Origin of the sequence: Cedecea sp., from assembly GCF_036500665.1 — a bacterium.
In the GTDB taxonomy this organism is placed as follows: domain Bacteria; phylum Pseudomonadota; class Gammaproteobacteria; order Enterobacterales; family Enterobacteriaceae; genus Cedecea.
Map to the genome: position 1 here is coordinate 1 of NZ_DASYBS010000105.1, position 19,284 is coordinate 19,284.

Genomic DNA, 19,284 nt, shown 5'->3' on the forward strand with positions numbered 1-19,284 from the left:
GTAAACGCGCGGTGAACTCACCTTGCGCTATCAGGTAAGTTCGGCTTTCTGTTTCCCGGGAGAGTAACTGAAGGGATTACTGGCATACGGTAACAACTCATCCAGCCTGCTGTTCGGCCACGATGGTAGCCGCGTCAGCACATCACGCAGCCACACTCCCGGCTCCAGACCATTCGATTTTGCCGTCTCCAGCAGGCTCAGGATATCCGCCATCCGCTGACCCGCACGCAGACTCCCTGCAAAGAGCCAGTTTTTTCGCCCCACCGCCACCGGTCGTATTCTGTTTTCCGTCAGGTTGTTGTCCACCGGCACCCTGCCATCTTCCAGATATGCCAGCAGGGCAGACCAGCGCTTCAGTGCATAGTCGATGGCTTTGCGTATTCCTGAGTTGGGGGCCGTCTTCTGCTGTTTTATCCGTAGCCAGCTTTCAAAAGCCGCCAGTCGTGGTTTGGCATAACGTTGCCGCCATCGTCGTCGCTGTTCCGGGGGACGCTTTTTTATCCGTCGCTCCAGTTTATACAGCTCGCGGATTGTCTGCAGGGCTTCCGCTGCCACCGGACTGCCGCTGGCTTTATACTGCTCGAAGAACTTACGCCGCACATGGGCCCAGCATCCCGCTTCCTTCACTCCACCTTCATCGAACAGGGCACGGTACCCGGCATAACCATCCACGACCAGCGTGCCCTGCCAGCCTGCCAGCATCGCACGGGCATACTCCCCGCTACGGCCGGGCTGGCAGTCATACACCACAATATTGCGCTCTGAGCCGGCTGCGCTGGTATATGCCCACAGGTATCCCTTCTGGCTTTTTCCCTTTTCCGGATTGAGCAGCAGCAACGGCGTCTCATCCGCCTGCAGCACCGGTTGCTGCCGCAGGTCCCGGCGCAGGGCATCTGCCAGAGGTTTTAAGGCGCCCCCGACAGCACCGAACCATCCGCCCAGCGTGCTGCAGGGGATATCGATACCACTGCGCAGGTAGATTTTCTGCTGACGGTACAGCGGCAGGTGGTCACAGGCTTTGGCTATAGTGACCTGAGCCAGCAGTCCCGGCCCGGGCTGGCCTTTTTCGATAAGCTGTGGCGGTAACGGAACAGCGTGGACAGTTTCACAGCAGGGGCAGCTGTAGTGCGGGCGCACCGTGCGGTGTACCACCACCCGGGCCGGGATATACTCCAGCCGTTCGCTGACCTCATCGCGCAGGGGGCGCAGGATATGACCACATTCAGGGCAGTCGTGGCAGTCCAGGTCCAGCCTGACCTCCTCACGGGGAACCTCTGCAGGTAAAGGCTGGCGTTTTGGGGAGGCAGGAGATTTTTCAGACTCTTCCGGTAACAGTGTCGCCAGCTGTTGTTCAAGGTCGGCCGTATCGGCGTCAACATCTTCTTCGGCCAGACTTCGTTCTTCTCCCCGGAAGGTTTCACTCTTACGGCCAAATCGCCAGCGACGACTGGTCTTCAGGGCGTCTTCCAGAGACTGGATTTTTTGTTGCAGCGTCTGATTTTTTTCGCGTTCACGTGTCAGTTCCGCGAGTAACCACTGTGCCATCTGGCGCAGTTCGTCGGGGCTCTGCTCAACCGGTAATGTGCTGATATCCATACGATGAGCATGGCATAATCACGGCCAGCAATCACGCTATATCCGCAGATTAATGCCCGTGACTCAGGTTTCCCAGCCCGACGGGCTGTGTCCGTCAACCTGACGCCAGTCCACGCCTTTAGTCAGCCAGGCAAACTGCTCAGCGGTGAGGCTCCATGTGGTTTCGCCCTCCCGTGGCCAGGTGAAGTGGCCCTGATGCAGACGGCGGGTGCAGAGCCAGACACCGTGCCGATCCCACTGGAGAACCCGGATACGCGAGCGGGCTTTATTGCAGAAGACCACTGCGGTGCCGGTATCCCGGGTCACAGCCAGACGGGCGTCGACCAGACGCGTCAGGGTATCAATACCCTGACGCATATCAACGGGGTCGCGTGCCAGCCAGAGAGTTTCAGGAGTCAGCACAGGTTGAGCACCTCCATGATGGCCGGTAGCTGACCGGGCAGGCAGGTAACGGAACAGCATTTCAGGTTCAGGGTGACGCTGGCGGTACCGGGAGAAGGCCCCGGGATGATAACGGCGGGAATAAGCGGGCCCGAAGCTGGCAGTGCAGGGGGAGACCACCGGGCTATCCAGCGGGTAAGGGTTTTGGTGCAAATCTGATGCTGACGGGCATATTGTGCGCGGGAAAGCCCGCTGTTTTTCCACTGAGTGACGTGCTGTTGCTGCTGTTGTCGGGAAGCATATTGCATGGCAGAGCCTCATTTTCAGTTACTGTCCGGTAGTGATGAGGTTGCCGAATGGCGGGAAATTCAACAAGGTGAGTTCACCGCGCGTTTACCAACGTCGCGCCCATAAGCAGATGTCTGGCATTAATGGCAAATACGGTCACTATCATTGTGAGCACAGGCATTTGAGCTCCCCAAAGATCGAGGACGGCGAACTGGGCATAGCCTGCAAAAACCAGTGAACTCATCATGACCGTGGTTGAGTGGCTCAAGCCTTTCTGCGTCGCGGCCAAGCCAAAAGCCGCACCGAAAATAGCGACAAAAATGGACACCGGCACAAGCTGGCGAAAACCCGAACCGATGAGACTCCTGTCTAACTGGCATAACCTGGTATTGTTGCTGGGCATTGTCATACCTCTGCTTAACCCTACAGCGATGAAGAGTTGCACTATGCCTTTACCAGTGGATTTAAGAAATCGCATAATAGTGATTTGTACTATTTGATAATCAAATAATGGGGCGAGAATGACGTATCAGGATCTGCAGATGGACTGGCTCAAATGCTTTGTGGCGGTAGTGAATGCCGGCTCGCTTTCTGCGGCCGCACCTGAAGTGCACCGGTCCCAGTCAGCGGTAAGCATGCAGCTTAAAAAGCTGGAGTCTGCTTTGGGATGCCAGCTCCTGATGCGGGGCCCCCGGCAGAATCAGCTCACGCCGGACGGACAAAAATTGTTGGGATATGCGCGGCGTATGCTGGATCTGCATGCTGAGGCTCAGGCCGCATTTCACGGCAAGGAACTCACCGGACGTATTCGCCTGGGCGTACCTGACGATTATGCCGCAAAATACCTGACGCCTGTGCTCAAGCGGTTTGCGCCAAATTTTGCCTCGGTAGAAATCGAGTTAAGCTGCGAGCAATCGACGTCGCTTATTCCCCGTATTGAGAGCGGCGATTTAGATTTGGCTTTGGTATCCAGGGAGCACCCCAACCAGGGAACGCTCTTATTTCACGAGCCTATGGTCTGGGTGGGTTCTCCGCAATTTGAAGTCTGGCGCCGGGACCCGTTGCCGATTGCGGTATATGAGAGCGAAAGCCTGGCAAAACGCAGTGCTATCAACTCGTTAGCATTGCAGGGGCGCAGATATAAAGTGGTTTATAATAGCTCGAGCCTCTCGGGGCAACTTGCCGCTGTAGAAAGTGGACTCGCCGTTGCCGTGCTGACCCAGTGCAGCGTGCCTTCCCACCTCGAAATTTTGGGCGGGGAACAAGCATTAGGGCCTCTCGAACCGATGGCGGTGTCCCTGTACCGAAGCCGCGCCTCAAAAGACTCTGCGGCAGTGGGGAGCCTTTATGAGCTTCTGCTTAAGACGCTGAGAACGGCGGCGATCGCTGTTCCGCACCAGGACGTTAACGACACGCTAATTGACCCGACGTAAAGTGGCAACGCATAGGTGAAATGAGTCTTTCCCTGGCGATCAAACTCTGTGAAATCAGTACATTATCAAAACCGCCCAGATGGCTCATCAGACGTGAATTTGGCGGCTATCTTGCATAGCCGTACAAATTAATTCTGCCAGACAAATATTCACCTAAATAGACTTCACTGATTTTACTGAAGCCTTGTTCCGCAATTTTTGCCTCTAACCATTCTTTATCTTTATTAATGATCTCAAGCAGATCATGGTTCGCTAAGCCATCTACTATTATTGGATAACGAATGTTTTCATCGCCGCTTTGGATAATCGTCAGTTGCCCATTTTGCTCGAGAACTACGCGTTTTAGCTGTTCCACTTCATAAATGCCATTGGCTCTTAATTTAAACATTAAGTCATTGGCAGAGACACCATTTCTTAAGCATTCCTTAACATCAACGCTGCCATTATGTACCAGAGTAATAGGTTTGCCATCAATGATCCGTTTTACGAAGCGATTATTCTCCTTTAAGAACTTAAGGACAAACACCAGCAGAGTCCAGATAATTAATACCAGCACAAATTGCAGTACCGTAATAGATTCATTGTAAATCACGCCGCCGATAATGCCGCCTAAAACATAGTTCTGAACCTGATCCATCGCAGACGACGGGGCCAGGTTGCCTTTCCCCATGAGATTTATTTGTACAATCAGACAAAGGATGCCCAGCCCCAATTTTATTATAATAGGTGTGTATATAATCATGTGGTTCCTCAATTCTTAATAATGGTGATATCCGGGTTCGTTAACCAGGTTTCCTCTAAGCTATAGGTCTGTTGATCTGCGCTTAAGTTTACACGATAATAGCGATCTTTGACTTTAACGATGACGCCATCCGACAATTGCACCGAGCTGGAAAAAATAGAGTTTATATCTGCATTTTTTTCTTTTGATAACAGCCTGACGAAATTTACCATTTGCGATGATTTTGAGTGTAGGTTTTGACTGTCGGTATAATCTGCATACTGCACGCCAGAAATGAAAAGCAAAAACAAGAAGGCAATAATCGTTAAGTCTCGATACTTGGTCTGCAGGCGGTGACGCATATACAAGCTGAAAGCAACGATTAAAACAAATAACGTGCTGAAAATAACAATGTATTTTAAGTAATCATTTAGATTAGACTGCGTTTGTAGATAATTAATCCCATAAAAATTCATATAGACACCATTCCTGGTTGTTTTAGATTTTCTGTTTTGCTAATTATAGTAAGTTATTATCAATCTGCTTTCTGATCTTGAATGATAATTATCTGATATCACTCGAGGTTTGTCATTGACTTTTTTCCCTGAAGCCAGGATAAGTAGGAGAGGCCTTAATGGGCAGTATATCTCGCGAAGAAGATTAAATAGTTAAAAAAGCAGAAGGGCAGCTATGCAACCCGTACGGTTAATGGGGAAGGGTATGAACCTCATGTGGAACAGCAGGGTGACCGGCTGACCTACTCACTGCCTGTCGATTCAGGTTTTATCAGCTATAGCTTCACGTTTCAGATCCGCCAGGCAGATCTGGACGTTCTGCTTGCGGATGATTACAGACGCGCCGTTCTCGAAACCACTGCCCACACATTGTTACAGTATTCAAAGATAAGCGGCAACGACCCGTTCACGCAAAGTGACTTCGATGATCTTGTCGCGAATACGCTTCACGCTACGTTAGATTTTTTGCAGGCGTTCATTGCGCAAGTAAGCAGGGAGAATCACATTGCTATTGAATATTATGTGAAAGAAGTAATGAAGCGGCGTTCAGCTTCACGTTAATTATTGCCGGACTCTTAAAGCCAGTGCCGGTAGAGTAGTACATTTGTTAGACCTGAAATAACCCAGGACCAATCGGTTACAGCAGGGAGTCTCGCCGCTTTATCAAAAATACCGCAGTGGGCCACGGACGATTGATTCCATGTGCTGAGCGTTGTTGATGAATTACCCGCAACTAATAACGATGCTAAATATATAGCGCTGTGTGTACGGTAGCTGGCGGGATTTAAGGTATGACGAGCGCTATTAAATAATGACCTCATTAATAAGTTAACGGGGAAGAGGGGCAGCCAGAAGCGTTCCGCACCCCGGCTGCAACGGACTCAGGGACGCGGTGCCGAATGCCCGCGGGGCTATTAGGGTTGTTTTTGCCTCTGCTTCACCTTGCCAAAATGGAGGGCAAGATAGAGGCCCATCACTGCAAATCCGATTGCCGCCGGGATAAGATCATCGGCTTGCGCAAAATGGGCATCAGCGCTGGAGATCAACAGCAGGGCGATAAGGGCGTTGAACGCGCCCCAGACAAAATTTACCACCGGCGGGGACAGGCCAATGCCTCGTGGTCTGGCAAACGGCGTCGGGAAGCGCTCCCCCGTCAGGCCGCAAACCAGATGCGGAATCGCGTTGCACAGTAAAGCCCCAATAAACAGATTCATTGCGATAGGCATTTTTTTATTTCCCGGCGTGTCTTTTCATTAGGTTAGCGATGATCGGTCCGAAAGCGACCAGGATAATGAAGCGGGTCATCTGCATCGACATCACAAAGGCGATATCGATGTGTTTGCTGGACGCGGCAATGATCGCCACGGAATCCGCGCCGCCAGGGCTCATCGCTAAATAGGCAGTGAGCGGATCAACGTCGGCGATAAACACCAGGCAGGCCGACATCACCCCGCAAAGGGCTATCAGGATAGCAATGCTGACGGCGATGCGCGGCAGCACCTTTGCCGCATGTTTCAGTAACGGGCGGGTGAATTTAAGCCCGATCCGCCAGCCGACGATGGTATAGGCGAGCACCAGCACCCACTGCGGTAGCGCTATTTCCATCCATTGATTTTGTGAGAGCACCACGCCGGCAACCAGCGTGATAAGCAGGGCGCCAGCGGGAAGGCGTAAGACTTTGGCCGCGATACAGCTGATGATAATCAGCCCGAAGGTTTTTGCCAACGCGAGGTATGAGCCGTGAGCGAAGAGACTGACCGCCGCCGGAGAAGGAGGGACATGGGTACCTGAGACTTTCATTAACACGGATGCCACTCCCGCGACCATCATGACGCGCAGGTACTGCATGGCGGCCACCAGCTGCGCGTCTGCGCCGTTGGCTTCGGCCATCAGCGTCATTGCCGTTGCCGCGCCGGGGCTTAGCCCCCATAACGCCGTGGTACCGGGCAGAATGCGCATTCGGGTCATGATCCAGCCGAGCAGCATGCACACAAAAATAACCGAAAAAACGCAGACGATAAAAAGCAGCCAGTGGGAGCCGAAGGTCGCGCTGAGGGTGAGGGGCATCTTACCGGCGATCATGCAGCCGATAATGCCCTGGGCAAGCAGGAACAGCGTGCCGTGCGGCTGAATTTTTGCGCCGTTAAGTGAGACGATGATCCCGGCTATCATTGGCCCCAGCAGCAGCGCGGCAGGAATGTTAAGCCAGCTGAGCAGCAGCCCGCACAGTCCTGAAGCTATAACAAGGCTGGCCCACTGCATGCGCTGGGGGGACAGCAGGCGTTGGCCGTTTGGTGTCTCCGGGTCTTTATTTTTCATCGTTCTCTAACCGTCAGCGGCGCGGAATAAAATTGGGTTTAAGCTGGCTCGCGCCCGAGCGCTGGCTTAAACTCATGGGGAGTTGAGTTATGCGAGGATGTCCTCTCATAAAAGTAGATGATAGAGGATATCCTCGCATATCTCAATTGGCGTTATGCAATCAAATGTTAGCGGACTGAAACGAAATATTTTTATGACAAAACCAGCACCTTTAGCAGCAACTCAGCCTAAAAGGCTACGCGGCCATCTCCGCGTTGCGGCCATTACCGAAGCGGCGACCCGGCTTTTCGCCGAGAAAGGCTTTGATGCCGTCACTATGACGGAGATAGCCGCCAGCTCCGGCACCGCCATCGGCTCTTTGTATCGGTTCTTCCCGAACAAAGAGTCGCTGGCCGATGCGTTGTTGCTTGAGTACACCCGGGAGGTTATTGACAGGCTGGAGGCGCTTGAGAAGGATGTTGCCGGGGTTGACATCGCCACGGCGGCCGACTTGTTCACCCGATTTGTGCTTTCGCTTCAGTCGCAGCGAACGTTTGCCCTACGGTTGGTGGAGGAGCGCAGGGAGCATGAGGCTGCCCGCCTGCAGTTCAGGGATGCCATGCGCGGCGGGTTCTCCAGAGCGCTTCAGGTCGTTATTCCGGCTTTACCGTCGGCACGTGCCAGCCTGATGACCATCGTTATCCTGCAAGTGCTTAAAGGCGCAGCCGCCTCGAATCTTCAGAATGCAGATGAACGTAAAGCGGTACTTGATGAGGCACAGGCGCTGCTGGTTTTGTACCTTTCAACGGAAAGGGCGAAGACGAACCCCACGAAAATTTTACGCTGACTACGGTCAGTTTAGTTTTTGAGCAGCGAATGGCAGCACTTCAGGCGCTAAAGGAAAACATTGTTTATTTGGTGAGTGAGCGCAGCGACGAAGTGCTTTATCGTTCGCCCTGGTACGGTAAATGGGCAAGGGGGAGGATTATCTCTTTCAACACCTCACCCCCTTACGCGAATGCAAACGGCTAAATCAGAAAATGGGCAAAAGCGCATGATGTTAAATTATAAAGCGGTAAACTAAGATTGCTTCACCGGTTATTCACTAATTTTGGTAACCTGCTTTTTATGGGCAATCCAGAAGGTAAGGTTTTTATAAAGCAGGCTTTGCCACTCTTTGGTACTGACCTGCACTCGTCCCACCACGATGAGCTCGTCCTCCGGGGAAAAGTTGCTGAGTAACTCTTCGGCGAGGGTATTGATCGCCGGGGCGAAACGCTCCGTCTGTTTCTCTTCTGCAACTTCACCTTTCAGAGAGAAAAAGGGCTTTTTCGCTGTGGGAATCAATTTTGCAGCTGTCTTTACGGTAAGCAAGATGGCAACTGGGTGTTTAAGTTGGGCGGCTTTTTTAAATAATGCGGGATAACGTTGTTCTTCATAGAAAAAGTCATTCCATTGAATGTGCTGCTTATTAAACTCAATTTTCACCATTTCAGACAGCGCTTTTTTATCTGTGCTATCTTCAATCCTTGCGCGTATTTTGGCAATGCCCGCAGCGGAGTTAAAATAGTCAGAAATACGTTTTTGGGTGCTCTGATAGAGCGTACGTTTCCGCTCTTTGTCAGCGGGATCCTTCGCCTCCTCAAGGTTTTTCTCTGCACGACGCATTTCATGCTCTGCATCGACTAAGACATTCATTCTGAAAATAAATCCGTCGCTCTGCGCATGAAAAATATCATTAGCTTGTTCTGTATTGCGTGAGTCCGCAACCAGTTGTTTAACGGAGTCTTTCAGAACGTTCTTACAATTAATCGAGTGCTCCACGCCAGGCCATAATCTTAAATAGGCCGCAACGGTTCTTCCCGACCGCTGGTATGTATTAACGAAGGCCACTTTGGCTTTGCAGAACTGGCAAACAAGAAAGTCACGATCGCCAGGCCCTAAGGTTGCCACTGAAAGCAGCTGATTGTTTTTCGCCGTATGGCGAGCGAAGAACATTTTTAATCCTGAAGACATGTCATCCTCCCTGATTTACGTTTGTTACTTTATGGACCTGTATTCCTGTATATAAAGTTACGCAGGGTCACACAGCCATTCTCTGTATCACTATGACTTGATTTATACCGCATATGATGAGAAAAAATCAAAAATTGCAGTGCAATTCTCTTTATTCCTAATTTATTCTGGCGGTGTATCACCAGACGGTGGCCCGGTGACGCAGCCGACAGGCGTGCTTTAGCCGGATATCTCCCCGGCTATAAAGGGAAAATTTCCTGCACGTTAAGCTGCGCGTGAATAAAAATTAACGTCTGATTAATATTCAGTGAGACGCCGCATTGATTCACTTTCGTTAATGTACTGAAAGGGCAGCAGGCGTATTTTTTTATTTTCAAAAAACCATTCGCAATCGCGTCGTTGAAGGCTCTCGCCAGGGGGAAAGCAGGTGCTTGATTGCGCCCGGACGATGGCGTACTTGCCATTACCGAACATCACCCGGTGAATATAATAAGATTGCCTTTTCTCGCCGATCAACCGGTTGGCAAGGACATTTCCTTCGATAAAAACAGTTTCCCTGGTATTCATAATGTTCACCTTTATAAAAATACGGCAAGGGAGGGGGATCTATTGTACGCCTTTATTTCACAACATTCTGTTTACATTATTTTTATGTTCGCTTTTGTGCCGGGCTGGCGCGGGAAATCGGGGGTATTTATGATATAATACCCTTCCGTGAGAATTTTATGATGAAATCTGAAGACACCCTCGACTGGTACCCCGCCCAACTGCCGCCGGTAAAAATCATTCTTGGTGAAGCCGTCCTGGCCGTCAGCAAGCAGGAGCGCCCCATCAATACCCGCACGCTACTGGAATATTTGCAGGTGATGCAGGTCAGGCAAAAAGGCCGGGATGATAAAGTCGCCATGCAAACCGCGATTGACGTGCTCAGAGACAACCAGCGCATCAACGGCAGGCGTTAATGCGCGAGTGGCGATCCCGCCTCAGGGCTGAAGAATATCAACCCGATGGTTTTGCCCGTCATCCAGCAGCGGAATGCTGTCATTCGGCAGTATGACGCCGTCCAGCGCGGCCCGGTAACCTCCGCCGTCACGCGTCACCGTTATCTGATACTGACCTGAGCCATGTTGATAAGTGATGCTAAGAGACGGCCAGTGATGCGGCAACTGTGCGTGAACGGTGAAGGCGGTGGCGTAGCATTTGATCCCCAGCAGTTCCTCCGTGAGCAGGCGATAGGCCCAGCCGGCTGAGCCGGTATACCAGCTCCACCCGGCGCGTCCGGTATGCGGCGCGACGCTATAAACATCCGCGCTCATCACATAAGGCTCCGCTTTATATCTTCCCATCTCGCTGGCATTCCGCGCGTGATTTATTGGATTGATAAGCGACCATAACTCCCAGGCTCGCTCGGTATTGCCCATTCGGGCAAAAGCCATTACCGCCCAGATTGCGCCGTGGGTGTATTGCCCGCCGTTTTCCCGCACGCCCGGCAGATAACCCTGAATATAGCCCGGGTTTGGCCCGTGACCGTCGAACGGCGGTGTTAACAGTTTAATCAAGCCGGCATCCTCATCCACCAGGTGCTTATCTAAGGCCAGCATGGCCTGCTCGCTGCGCGCCGGACTGGCGGCTCCAGCCAGCACCGACCAGCTTTGCGCGATGGCGTCAATCCGGCAGTCCTGCGAGGCTTTCGATCCAAGAGGGGTGTCATCGTCAAAATACCCGCGTCGATACCATTCTCCATCCCAGGCGGTGGCCTCAAGCTGTCTCTGCAAACGCAACGCTTCCGTGCGGCACAGGGAAGCGACACCTTCGTCCCGGCGCTGTTCCGCAAGGTCGGCGAAGCGCTGCAAAATGTCGTACAGGAAGAACCCCAGCCACACGCTTTCGCCTTTCCCTTCGATGCCGACCCGGTTCATGCCGTCATTCCAGTCACCGGCGCCCATCAGCGGCAGGCCATGCTGCCCGAACCGCAGCCCGTGCTGAATGGCTTTTACGCAGTGTAGCCACAGCGTCTCTTCGCAGGCGCTGGTGACGGGTTTATCGTAAACGGACTCTTCGCCTGGCTGGAGCGGGCGGCCTTCCAGATAAGGAATGCGTTGTTCCAGCACGTCGTTATCTCCCGTGGTTGCCACATAGTGACAAACGGCCAGCGGGAGCCAGAGGTAGTCATCCGAACAGCGTGTGCGTACCCCGTTGCCGTGAGGCGGGTGCCACCAGTGCTGGACGTCACCCTCAATAAACTGCCGGGATGCACAGAGTACAATTTGTTCGCGCAGCCGTTCCGGCGCGGCGTGGCTCAGGGCCAGCGTATCCTGCAGCTGATCGCGGAAGCCAAACGCGCCGCCGGACTGGTAGTAGCCGCTGCGCGCCATCAGGCGGCAGGCTATGGTCTGGTAGAGCAGCCAGCCGTTTACCAGTAAATTAACGCTGCTATCCGGCGTGTCGACCACGATCTTATCCAGCAGGTTGTGCCAGTAGCGGTGAACGTTGCTCAGCGCTTCGCGGGCGGCATCTTCATTCAGATAGCGGGCGAGCGTCGCCTGGGCCTGAACCTGATCCTCACCAACGCCCAGCACGAAAATAAACGTCTTTTGATCGCCATCGATTAACGTTGCCGCGGACTGCACCGCTCCGCAGGGATCGAACCCGGCACCGGTTTTATCAGACAGCCTGCGCAGGCGCATTGCCGCCGGATTTTTCAGGGAACCATTGCGGCCGATAAACTCGCGGCGGTCACCCGTCAGCGAACAATGGGGGCCGGTAACGGCAAAAAATGCCGTGCGTCCGGCACCGTTACCGCCGTAAAAATTATTCGCCATAATGCCGCAGCCGCCGGTGAGGCTGGTCGCCTGGGTCACGATGTGCAGAGCGGAGCGGGTACGAGATTCGCCGAGCGTCCACTCGACATAACCGGTGACGGACAATTTACGGGTGCGTCCTGAGTTATTACTGAGCGTCAGGATCGCGAGCTTAACCGGGGCCTGTTCGGCGACCAGCACCGTGAGTTCACTGTCTATGCCGTCCTCGCGGTGGGCAAATACGCTGTAGCCGAAACCGTGGCGGGTCAGGTAGTCCCCCTGGCCGCGTATCGGCAGGGTGGTCGGTGACCAGCACGCGCCGGTTTCTTCATCGCGCAGATAAAACGCTTCGCCGCTGCGGTCGCTGACCGGATCGTTTTCCCACGGCGTTAACCGGTATTCATGGGCATTTTCATACCAGCTGTAGGCTTGCCCGGCCTCTGACAGCACGCTGCCAAAATCAGGATTCGCCAACACGTTGGACCACGGTGCGGGCGTGGGCGCGTTTTCCACCAGCACTATCTGGTACTCGCGGCCGTCCGGAGAAAAGCCGCCGTGACCATTAAAATGCAGCAGCTGACTGGTATCCGGCGACCAGGGACGATGCTGATTGACGCCCGGAGCAACGTGCGGAATAAACGGCCTCGGCGCCGTTTTGACAATATGAATGCGGCGATCGAGCTGTTCATTAAGCCCGCCCGCGTGGTCATCCAGATACAGGTGCGCCACGCTTAGCAGCAGCAGTTTGTCTTCGGCGGAAAGATGCTCGCCATTGCGGACAAAAATCCCCCCCGACTTATCCAGCAGGCTGGCTTCGGATCCGGCATAAATCAGGTCCATAATTTGGTTTTGCAGCACCTGCTGATAGCCGCCAGGACCGTCATTCAGGATAACCAGATCCACCTCCAGTCCTTTTAGCCGCCAGTAGCGGTGAGCCTGAATCAGCGTGGTGATAGAGAGAATACTCTCTTCGCTGGTGACGCTGAGCAGCACAATCGGCAGGTCGCCGGAAATTGCCCAACCCCACAGGCCGGACTGGCCGCGTCGGTTGCGGCTGATGGCCTGGCCGTCAGCACGCAGTTCCGGGCTGGGGTAAAGCACCGCGCTGGCGAGCCGGTTAAACAGGGCTGCATCATCTTCGTTGGCGTTAATTTGCCGTAAGACCACCCGGCTGTGCGACCAGGCCAGCTCGAAGACGCGGTCGGCGATGGGGTGATCGCGGTATTTTTCCAGCAGCGCCAGGCTTTGCTGGCGGTTTTCGCTGATGCCGTAAACGATATCAACGGTGACCGGCTGCCCGGGCTGCAGGGTGATGGACTGGCGGATCGCCAGGATGGGATCCAGCACGGGGCCCGAGCTGTTACTCAGTGGCCCATTCGCTCCTGCAGCCAGGGCATCTGCTGTACTCCTGCCGCGCCCAAGAAATTTTGCTCTGTCGGTTTCAAACGACACGCTTTTGCGGTTACTGCCATGCACGACCATCATGTGGAACAGGCTGGGGCTTTTTTCGTCCGGGGAGCGTGGCCTGCGGTGGCACAAAATAGCGTCCTGGGCGGGTACCAGCTCGGTCTGGATAAACAGATTGCTGAACGCCGGATGCGCCAGATCGCTCGCGGCGGGAGCCAGCACCACTTCTGCGTAGGTTGTCAGATCCAGCGTGCGAGCCTGACGGCCCCGGTGCAATAGCGTGATCCGCCGTAGCTCAATATTGTCTTCGGGTGATACGACCACCTGCGTCCTGACGCCGAGCGTACCGAGGGTACGTTTAAATTCCGCGCCGGCATCGGTAAAGATCGCTTCATCGCTGGCGTTGGTGTCGCCCATGGGGTGCCAGGTGTTGCTCCACACCTCGCCGGTTTGCGGATCGCTGATGTAGCAGAATGCCCCCCAGTTGTCGCGGGTGCTATCGCTGCGCCAGCGGGTGAGAGCAAGGCCGTTCCAGCGGCTATAGCCTCCGCCCGCAGGGGTCATCATCAGGTGATAATGTCCGTTGGACAGCAACTGAACCTCGGGCACCGGGCCGTCGGCCGAGGTGAAGATTCGCGGGTCATAGCGAACCGGTTTCACTCTCCCTTCATGGGACTCAAAATGGCGGCGTGGGCTGTATAGGTCGACCGAATCCGGCACCCGCTCCTGAAGCAGCAGGCTTGCCGAGCGGAAAGCGGAGCTCGACATAAAGCGGTCCGCCATCGGGGCGTCAAGTAGCACATGGGCCAGCGCCTGAAAGGCCATGCCCTGATGGTGCGCCATCCATGACTGCACTACGGCGTACAGCTGCCCGGTCGCCAGGCGAGATGGCGTATAGTCCAGCGCCTCATAGAAACCGTACTCCCCGCGCGCGCCGTTTTTTTCCAGCCTGATCAGATTTTCACAGGCTTTTTGCGGGGCAATCATCAGCGCCAGCAGCGTGGCGTAAGGGGCAACCACCATATCGTCGGCCAGTCCGCGGCGAAGGCCGAGACCGGGTACGCCAAATGCCTGGTACTGATAGTTTTGCTGAACATCAAACGCGTGGTAGCCGGACTCAGATACCCCCCACGGTACGCCGCGCTCTTTTCCCCAGTGGATCTGGCGCATTACCGCCGACTGGCTCATTTCGGCAAGCAGGCTACCGGACCAGGTGGGCATCACCAGGTTGGGCATCAGGTACTCAAACATCGAGCCGCTCCAGGACATCAACGCGGTTTCGTTATCAATGGTGGTGAACAGCCGCCCCAGCGCGTACCAGCTTTTAAGCGGTAGCTGGTTAGTGGCGATGGCCAGAAAGCTGGTCAGGCGAATTTCAGAGGGCAACAGGTCGTAGTGGCTTTTATCCAGCGTATTGCTGTCGCAGTTGTAGCCGATGCTGAGAAGGCTGGTGACTTCGCTGTAGAGGAAGGTGAAGTCCATTCGTGCATGCTCGCTCAGCCGCTGCTCAAGCTCGGTAATGATGTCCAGCCGCATACGCGCCTGGGCGATAGCCGAGGCCGGGGGGGTGCCTTCGCCGGTAAATTTCGCCCGGGCAAGCCAGCTCAGAGACGGCAGCGCCCGATCGCCATAGCTCTGCGGTAACCAGCCCAGCAGGTGCGACCATTCATGGCTGAGCTGCACCAACTGGCGCTGTAAATGGTCGAGCCAGCGTAGCACCAGCGGGTTGTCCTGATGGTACGACGCAGACAGGTGATTGCTTTGACTGCGCATATTTTTGAGTTCGGTTAACAGCCGGGCGGGCGGCAAAGAGGCTGCGTTCAGGCAATGTTTGCGCAGCAGCCGCAGGCCGGTTGGGGCATTCTGGCCCCAGTGTTTTTCCAGAATCCCCAGCGTGTCGTCCAGCCCCGTCAGCAGCCGGGCCGGGTTTAATATCGGCTGATCGCGCATGGCAGACAGCCCTTCACGCAGCGTGAGTAAATGACCCGCCATATTGCCGCTGTCGACGCTTGAGACATAGCGTGGAGTAAGCGGGGCGAGGGTCCGGGTGTCGTACCAGTTATATAAATGGCCGCGGAAGTGCTCCATTTTATCCAGCGAGTCCAGCGTGAGGGTTATACGCTGCAGAACGTCTCCGGACGGCAGGTAGCCAAAATCCCAGGCGGTAAGATTAGCCAGTAGCGAGAGGCCTATGTTGGTGGGTGAGGTGCGGTGTGCAACTACCGGCTGAGGGATTTGCTGGTAGTTATCCGGCGGCAGCCAGTTTTCCTCCGCCGTCGCAAAGGTTTCAACAAAGGCCCAGATTTCACGGCTGGTCTGGCGTAGCAGCAACGTCTGCTCTTTATTCGCTGAAAATGTGTGACGCACAGGTTGACGGCTCATCCAACTCAGCAACAGCGGCGCGAGGCACCAGGCAATGCTCAGCGGCAGCGCGATGATCGAGAGCGACGGGGAAAAATGCGCGGTCAGAACCGTTAAGGCTACGCCGCTGGTCAGGTTCAGCCACATGGCACGGTAAAAGCGCAGCGGGGAGATTTTTGACGGCTCATTGTCCGGACTGAAGCTGGCCCATTGGTTAAGGTTGCGCTTGCTAACCCCCAGCCGCCACAAGGTCACGGTAATAGCGTACAGCGAGTATCCGGCCTCATGTGGCAGCGTGACGATATTCAAGCCGATGCGGGAAAACCGCTTCAGCGCCCCGGTCGCGACCTGCAGCAGGTGCCGTCCCACAGGCCGGCGGGCCGGTTTACTGAGCAGATCCTGTCCGACGGCCAGGCCCGTTGGCAGGAGCCACGCCAGCGCCAGAACGCCCAGCCAGTAAAGCGGATTGGGTATCCACAACAGCGTGCAAAACAGCAGCGCCAGCAGTGAGGGGGCGACGAGGCTGCGGCGCAGGTTATCGAATAATTTCCAGTAAGAGAGGGCGGATAAGTGGTTTTTATCGCGGGTGCCATCTGCTTTCCTGACGCGCGGCTTCAGCCAGTTGAGCAATTGCCAGTCGCCGCGGATCCAGCGAGTGCGGCGCGCGACGTCCGACAGATAGTTATTCGGATATTGCTCATACAGCAAGACTTCGCTCAGTAGCCCCGAACGGGCATAGCAGCCTTCCAGCAAATCATGGCTGAGTACCAGATTTTCGGGACAGGTATTTTGCGTGGCCTGCACGAAAATATCGACATCGTAAATGCCCTTGCCGACAAACGATCCCTCTCCGAAGAGATCCTGATAGATATCTGATGACATCATCGAATAAGGGTTGTTACCCGGTACGCTGCTGCGCATGGCGGCATAGCGCCCCTGGCCGTTGCGCGGCATCTCTTCCGCCAGCCCGGGCTGCAAAATGCCGTATCCTTTGACCACCCGCTGGCGCAGCGGATCATACTGCGGGCGGTTCAGAGGGTGAGCCATCGTCGCGACCAGCTTATGCGCGGTGTCGCGGGGCAGGAGCGTATCGCTGTCCAGCGTAATGACATATTTGATGCGCTCCGGTAGCTGGTGGGCAGGCAGACCGGCAACGCTGGAAAACTGAGCCTCGGGGTGGCGTAGCCAACTATTTAGCAACGCCAGCTTGCCGCGTTTGCGCTCATAGCCCATCCACACTTTTTGCTGTGCGTTCCACTCCGGCGCCCGGTGAAGCAAATAAAAGCGCGGGCGGCTCGCCGGGTTACGCCGGTTGAGATCCTCTATCTGTGAGCGGGCCAGCGCAAGCAGGGCTGCGTTTTCCGGCGAGTCTTCATGCGTCGAATCCGTAAAGTCGGTCAACAGGGCGAAGCTGAGATTTTCGCTCGGATTGCCGATCCGGCAAACCTCAAGACTGGTGACGAGTTTACTGATGCTTTCGCGGCTGGTCAGCAGGCAGGGGATCACTACCATTGTTGCGGAATCCGCCGGGATCCCGGCAGAAAAATCCATTCGCGGCAACGGCCGCGGGGTACGAAAGCGGGTGGTTGCCTCGCTCAGCAGGTCGCTTACGACCTGGCTTACCACCGCGATCAGCGGTAACGCCAGAGGGATAAGCAGCCAGCGCATTCCCTGCTGCGCGGTCTGGTGAAGGATGCCAGCCGTCGCCGCAGTGGTCATTAAACCCAGGCTGCCAAGCCACGAAAGCAGGGGGATTTGGGTGAAGCTGTACCGCAGGCGGATGAGCAGTGAAGTATCTGCCGACAGCTGGATTTCCAGGCGCTGGCGGCCTTCTCCCATCAGAAAGTAGCCAATATGGTGACCCGGCGTGTTAGGTGGCGCTTGCCGGGTCAGGGCCAGCACGCGTTGGGCGACTTCCGGTTCGCTAAAGCGGCTGTCCCTGGCGAGGATCTCAATAACGTGGCGATAATGGTCGCGGGTATCAAAGTGCATCAGGGGATAAATACCGGCAGGATCCAGACGCAGCGTCTGTTCTACCACGCTCATGGCTTCGGCAAAATCCTCCCAGCTGGTTTCGCCCAGTAAACGTAAACCCGCAATGCTGTTGCTGACGGAGAGCTGGCTGGCGGCAAGCTGCTGATTGAATTTATGGATCAGGGTATCGGTTGTGACGCCCTGTTCGGCAAGACGCTGTTCAACCCAGCTCAGCGGGAGCGCCAGCATATTACCGCGCCCCTGCAGGCGGCGGACCAGCTCGGCGACAAAGGCGCTGCTCAACGGCGGGTGGGAACGCGCCATGTCGGCGACCACCATGATCACATCGGCGGGGGCATTTTCCGCACACTCGAAGATCCGGCTGACCCAGCCGTCGGCCAGGTTGCGTTCCTGCTGGGCTTTTATCACCTCGATACTGACCCGGCGCAGATTCTCGATGAGGGCCAGTCGCAGCATGCCGGGTAACGCCCAGATTTCCCCCAGCGTAAGCGGGGTTTCCTGCTGGTAGGCGGTGATATAGCTGGTCAGGCTGGCCGCATCCCAGCGCCCGTCTCCGTGAGCAATTGCCTCGGCCGCGATATCATAAATACGCGGACAATGATGCGGCGGCGCCAGCGCCGGAAGCCCCTTGCCAAAGTTTTTCGGCAGATGCTGGCGAACGATGCGGATCTGCTCCTCAATCAGGTAGTAATTATCCAGTAGCCATTCGCCGGCGGGCATCACGCTGGCTTTTTTCCCGGCATTGAGCAGGTAGCAGTTTTGCGTAATAACCGCCTCATTGTCGCCAAGGCGTTTTAGCAGGTAATAAGGCTGTCTGTCAGGGGACAACTTATGCGAACGGGCGAGTTTCTGCCCGTAGCGTTCCATTTGCGGCGTGGAAAAGAGTTCGGATTCAACCGCAGTATCGTTGGCCGGGAACGGGACGAGTCCGGGGGCGGTTGACTGGGTACGGGAGCGGCTAAGCCACGCCTTGGGGTTCATTTTCATAGGGTTGCTCTGATGCGACGTGAACGCGCAGGAGCAGTTGCGAAATCAGTTCAGAAACGTTCTCTCAGGATGGGCGTGAGGCATCAGGGATTCAACAGCTGCGGTAACGGTCTTTAAGTATAGACCACGGGTTTTGTAAGACGGCACGCCTGAGGATCAGCGGGGCGCGACAAACAGGGATTTACACCCGGGGCAAAGCATTGCCTGCTTCAGACGAATTTTTGAACGGGGCTGCGTGGACTTAAACCCGCATATCGGGCAGGCGATCGTGGTGGTTGCCGACCCACCAGCGATGAACTTCATTGCGTAATCGATAAAAGACATGATGATTAACCTTTCAATGAATGTGCTTTACCTTATCACGAGTGATTAAAAGTTGCGCAGTTAATCATGCTATTGCTGGCCGCGCGGGCTGATGACATGCACTGGCGACAATGCGCCGCTGAGCTTTACCCCAAAGCATAAGCAAACGCTATTATCCACTG

17 protein-coding genes are annotated in these 19,284 nt (G+C 55.1%); 5 read left to right on the forward strand and 12 right to left on the reverse strand.

Going from position 1 to position 19,284, the window contains the following annotated elements; all coding sequences use genetic code 11:
- Positions 1–30 precede the first annotated feature (30 nt).
- The 4 genes from tnpC to VGM55_RS17240 form a co-directional block, all read right to left on the reverse strand.
- On the reverse strand, positions 31–1,596 hold the full coding sequence (tnpC, locus tag VGM55_RS17225) for an IS66 family transposase (protein ID WP_414648287.1): 1,566 nt from the start codon (positions 1,594–1,596) through the stop codon (positions 31–33).
- Positions 1,597–1,659: 63 nt separating this feature from the next.
- The gene (gene tnpB, locus VGM55_RS17230; protein WP_331636131.1) at positions 1,660–1,998 is read right to left on the reverse strand and encodes an IS66 family insertion sequence element accessory protein TnpB; all 339 of its coding nucleotides are present in this window, start codon (positions 1,996–1,998) and stop codon (positions 1,660–1,662) included.
- Positions 1,992–2,285, reverse strand: coding sequence for an IS66 family insertion sequence element accessory protein TnpA (gene tnpA, locus VGM55_RS17235; protein ID WP_289777073.1), 294 nt, complete (start codon positions 2,283–2,285; stop codon positions 1,992–1,994). Before tnpA ends, tnpB begins: the two co-directional genes overlap by 7 nt.
- A 74-nt stretch (positions 2,286–2,359) precedes the next feature.
- The gene (locus tag VGM55_RS17240) at positions 2,360–2,668 is read right to left on the reverse strand and encodes an AzlC family ABC transporter permease (RefSeq protein WP_331636132.1); all 309 of its coding nucleotides are present in this window, start codon (positions 2,666–2,668) and stop codon (positions 2,360–2,362) included.
- Between the two features lie 118 nt (positions 2,669–2,786).
- Here VGM55_RS17240 and VGM55_RS17245 point away from each other — a divergent pair, with 118 nt between their 5' ends.
- The gene (locus tag VGM55_RS17245; RefSeq protein WP_154185875.1) at positions 2,787–3,698 is read left to right on the forward strand and encodes a LysR family transcriptional regulator; all 912 of its coding nucleotides are present in this window, start codon (positions 2,787–2,789) and stop codon (positions 3,696–3,698) included.
- Between the two features lie 106 nt (positions 3,699–3,804).
- Here VGM55_RS17245 and VGM55_RS17250 read toward each other — a convergent pair whose 3' ends face one another.
- Positions 3,805–4,440, reverse strand: coding sequence for a DUF421 domain-containing protein (locus VGM55_RS17250; protein ID WP_154185873.1), 636 nt, complete (start codon positions 4,438–4,440; stop codon positions 3,805–3,807).
- An 8-nt stretch (positions 4,441–4,448) separates the two neighbouring features.
- Positions 4,449–4,895: a DUF3290 domain-containing protein gene (locus tag VGM55_RS17255; protein WP_331636134.1), complete on the reverse strand. Its 447-nt coding sequence runs from the start codon at positions 4,893–4,895 to the stop codon at positions 4,449–4,451.
- 255 nt (positions 4,896–5,150) lie between these two features.
- On the opposite strand from VGM55_RS17255, the gene VGM55_RS17260 reads away from it, so the two are divergent.
- Entirely contained in the window at positions 5,151–5,495 is a 345-nt protein-coding gene (locus VGM55_RS17260) for a hypothetical protein (RefSeq protein ID WP_331636135.1), read from the forward strand.
- 353 nt (positions 5,496–5,848) lie between these two features.
- On the opposite strand, the gene VGM55_RS17265 is transcribed toward VGM55_RS17260, so the two are convergent.
- Together VGM55_RS17265 and VGM55_RS17270 are read right to left on the reverse strand one after the other, a co-directional pair.
- Positions 5,849–6,160 carry a hypothetical protein gene (locus VGM55_RS17265; RefSeq protein ID WP_154185870.1) on the reverse strand — a complete coding sequence of 104 codons (312 nt, stop codon included), beginning with the start codon at positions 6,158–6,160 and terminating at the stop codon, positions 5,849–5,851.
- A gap of 4 nt (positions 6,161–6,164) precedes the next feature.
- The gene (locus tag VGM55_RS17270; protein WP_154185868.1) at positions 6,165–7,253 is read right to left on the reverse strand and encodes an AbrB family transcriptional regulator; all 1,089 of its coding nucleotides are present in this window, start codon (positions 7,251–7,253) and stop codon (positions 6,165–6,167) included.
- Between the two features lie 193 nt (positions 7,254–7,446).
- Between VGM55_RS17270 and VGM55_RS17275 the strand changes: the two genes are divergently transcribed.
- Together VGM55_RS17275 and VGM55_RS17280 are read left to right on the forward strand one after the other, a co-directional pair.
- Positions 7,447–8,079, forward strand: coding sequence for a TetR/AcrR family transcriptional regulator (locus VGM55_RS17275; protein ID WP_154185866.1), 633 nt, complete (start codon positions 7,447–7,449; stop codon positions 8,077–8,079).
- A gap of 29 nt (positions 8,080–8,108) precedes the next feature.
- Positions 8,109–8,264: a ClbS/DfsB family four-helix bundle protein gene (locus VGM55_RS17280; RefSeq protein WP_154185864.1), complete on the forward strand. Its 156-nt coding sequence runs from the start codon at positions 8,109–8,111 to the stop codon at positions 8,262–8,264.
- Between the two features lie 66 nt (positions 8,265–8,330).
- On the opposite strand, the gene VGM55_RS17285 is transcribed toward VGM55_RS17280, so the two are convergent.
- On the reverse strand, positions 8,331–9,248 hold the full coding sequence (locus VGM55_RS17285) for a hypothetical protein (protein WP_154185862.1): 918 nt from the start codon (positions 9,246–9,248) through the stop codon (positions 8,331–8,333).
- 297 nt (positions 9,249–9,545) lie between these two features.
- Complete coding sequence (locus VGM55_RS17290; RefSeq protein WP_331636136.1) at positions 9,546–9,815, reverse strand: hypothetical protein; 270 nt, start codon at positions 9,813–9,815, stop codon at positions 9,546–9,548.
- Between the two features lie 161 nt (positions 9,816–9,976).
- Here VGM55_RS17290 and VGM55_RS17295 point away from each other — a divergent pair, with 161 nt between their 5' ends.
- On the forward strand, positions 9,977–10,210 hold the full coding sequence (locus tag VGM55_RS17295) for a hypothetical protein (protein WP_154186305.1): 234 nt from the start codon (positions 9,977–9,979) through the stop codon (positions 10,208–10,210).
- Positions 10,211–10,231: 21 nt separating this feature from the next.
- Here the strand turns inward: VGM55_RS17295 and VGM55_RS17300 are convergent, their stop codons facing one another.
- A complete protein-coding gene (locus tag VGM55_RS17300) occupies positions 10,232–18,799 on the reverse strand; it encodes a GH36-type glycosyl hydrolase domain-containing protein (protein WP_331636137.1) in 8,568 nt (2,855 codons plus the stop codon).
- A gap of 156 nt (positions 18,800–18,955) precedes the next feature.
- Positions 18,956–19,123 (reverse strand): YnfU family zinc-binding protein, encoded by a 168-nt coding sequence (locus tag VGM55_RS17305; protein WP_331636139.1) that lies wholly within the window; start codon positions 19,121–19,123, stop codon positions 18,956–18,958.
- Positions 19,124–19,284 lie beyond the last annotated feature (161 nt).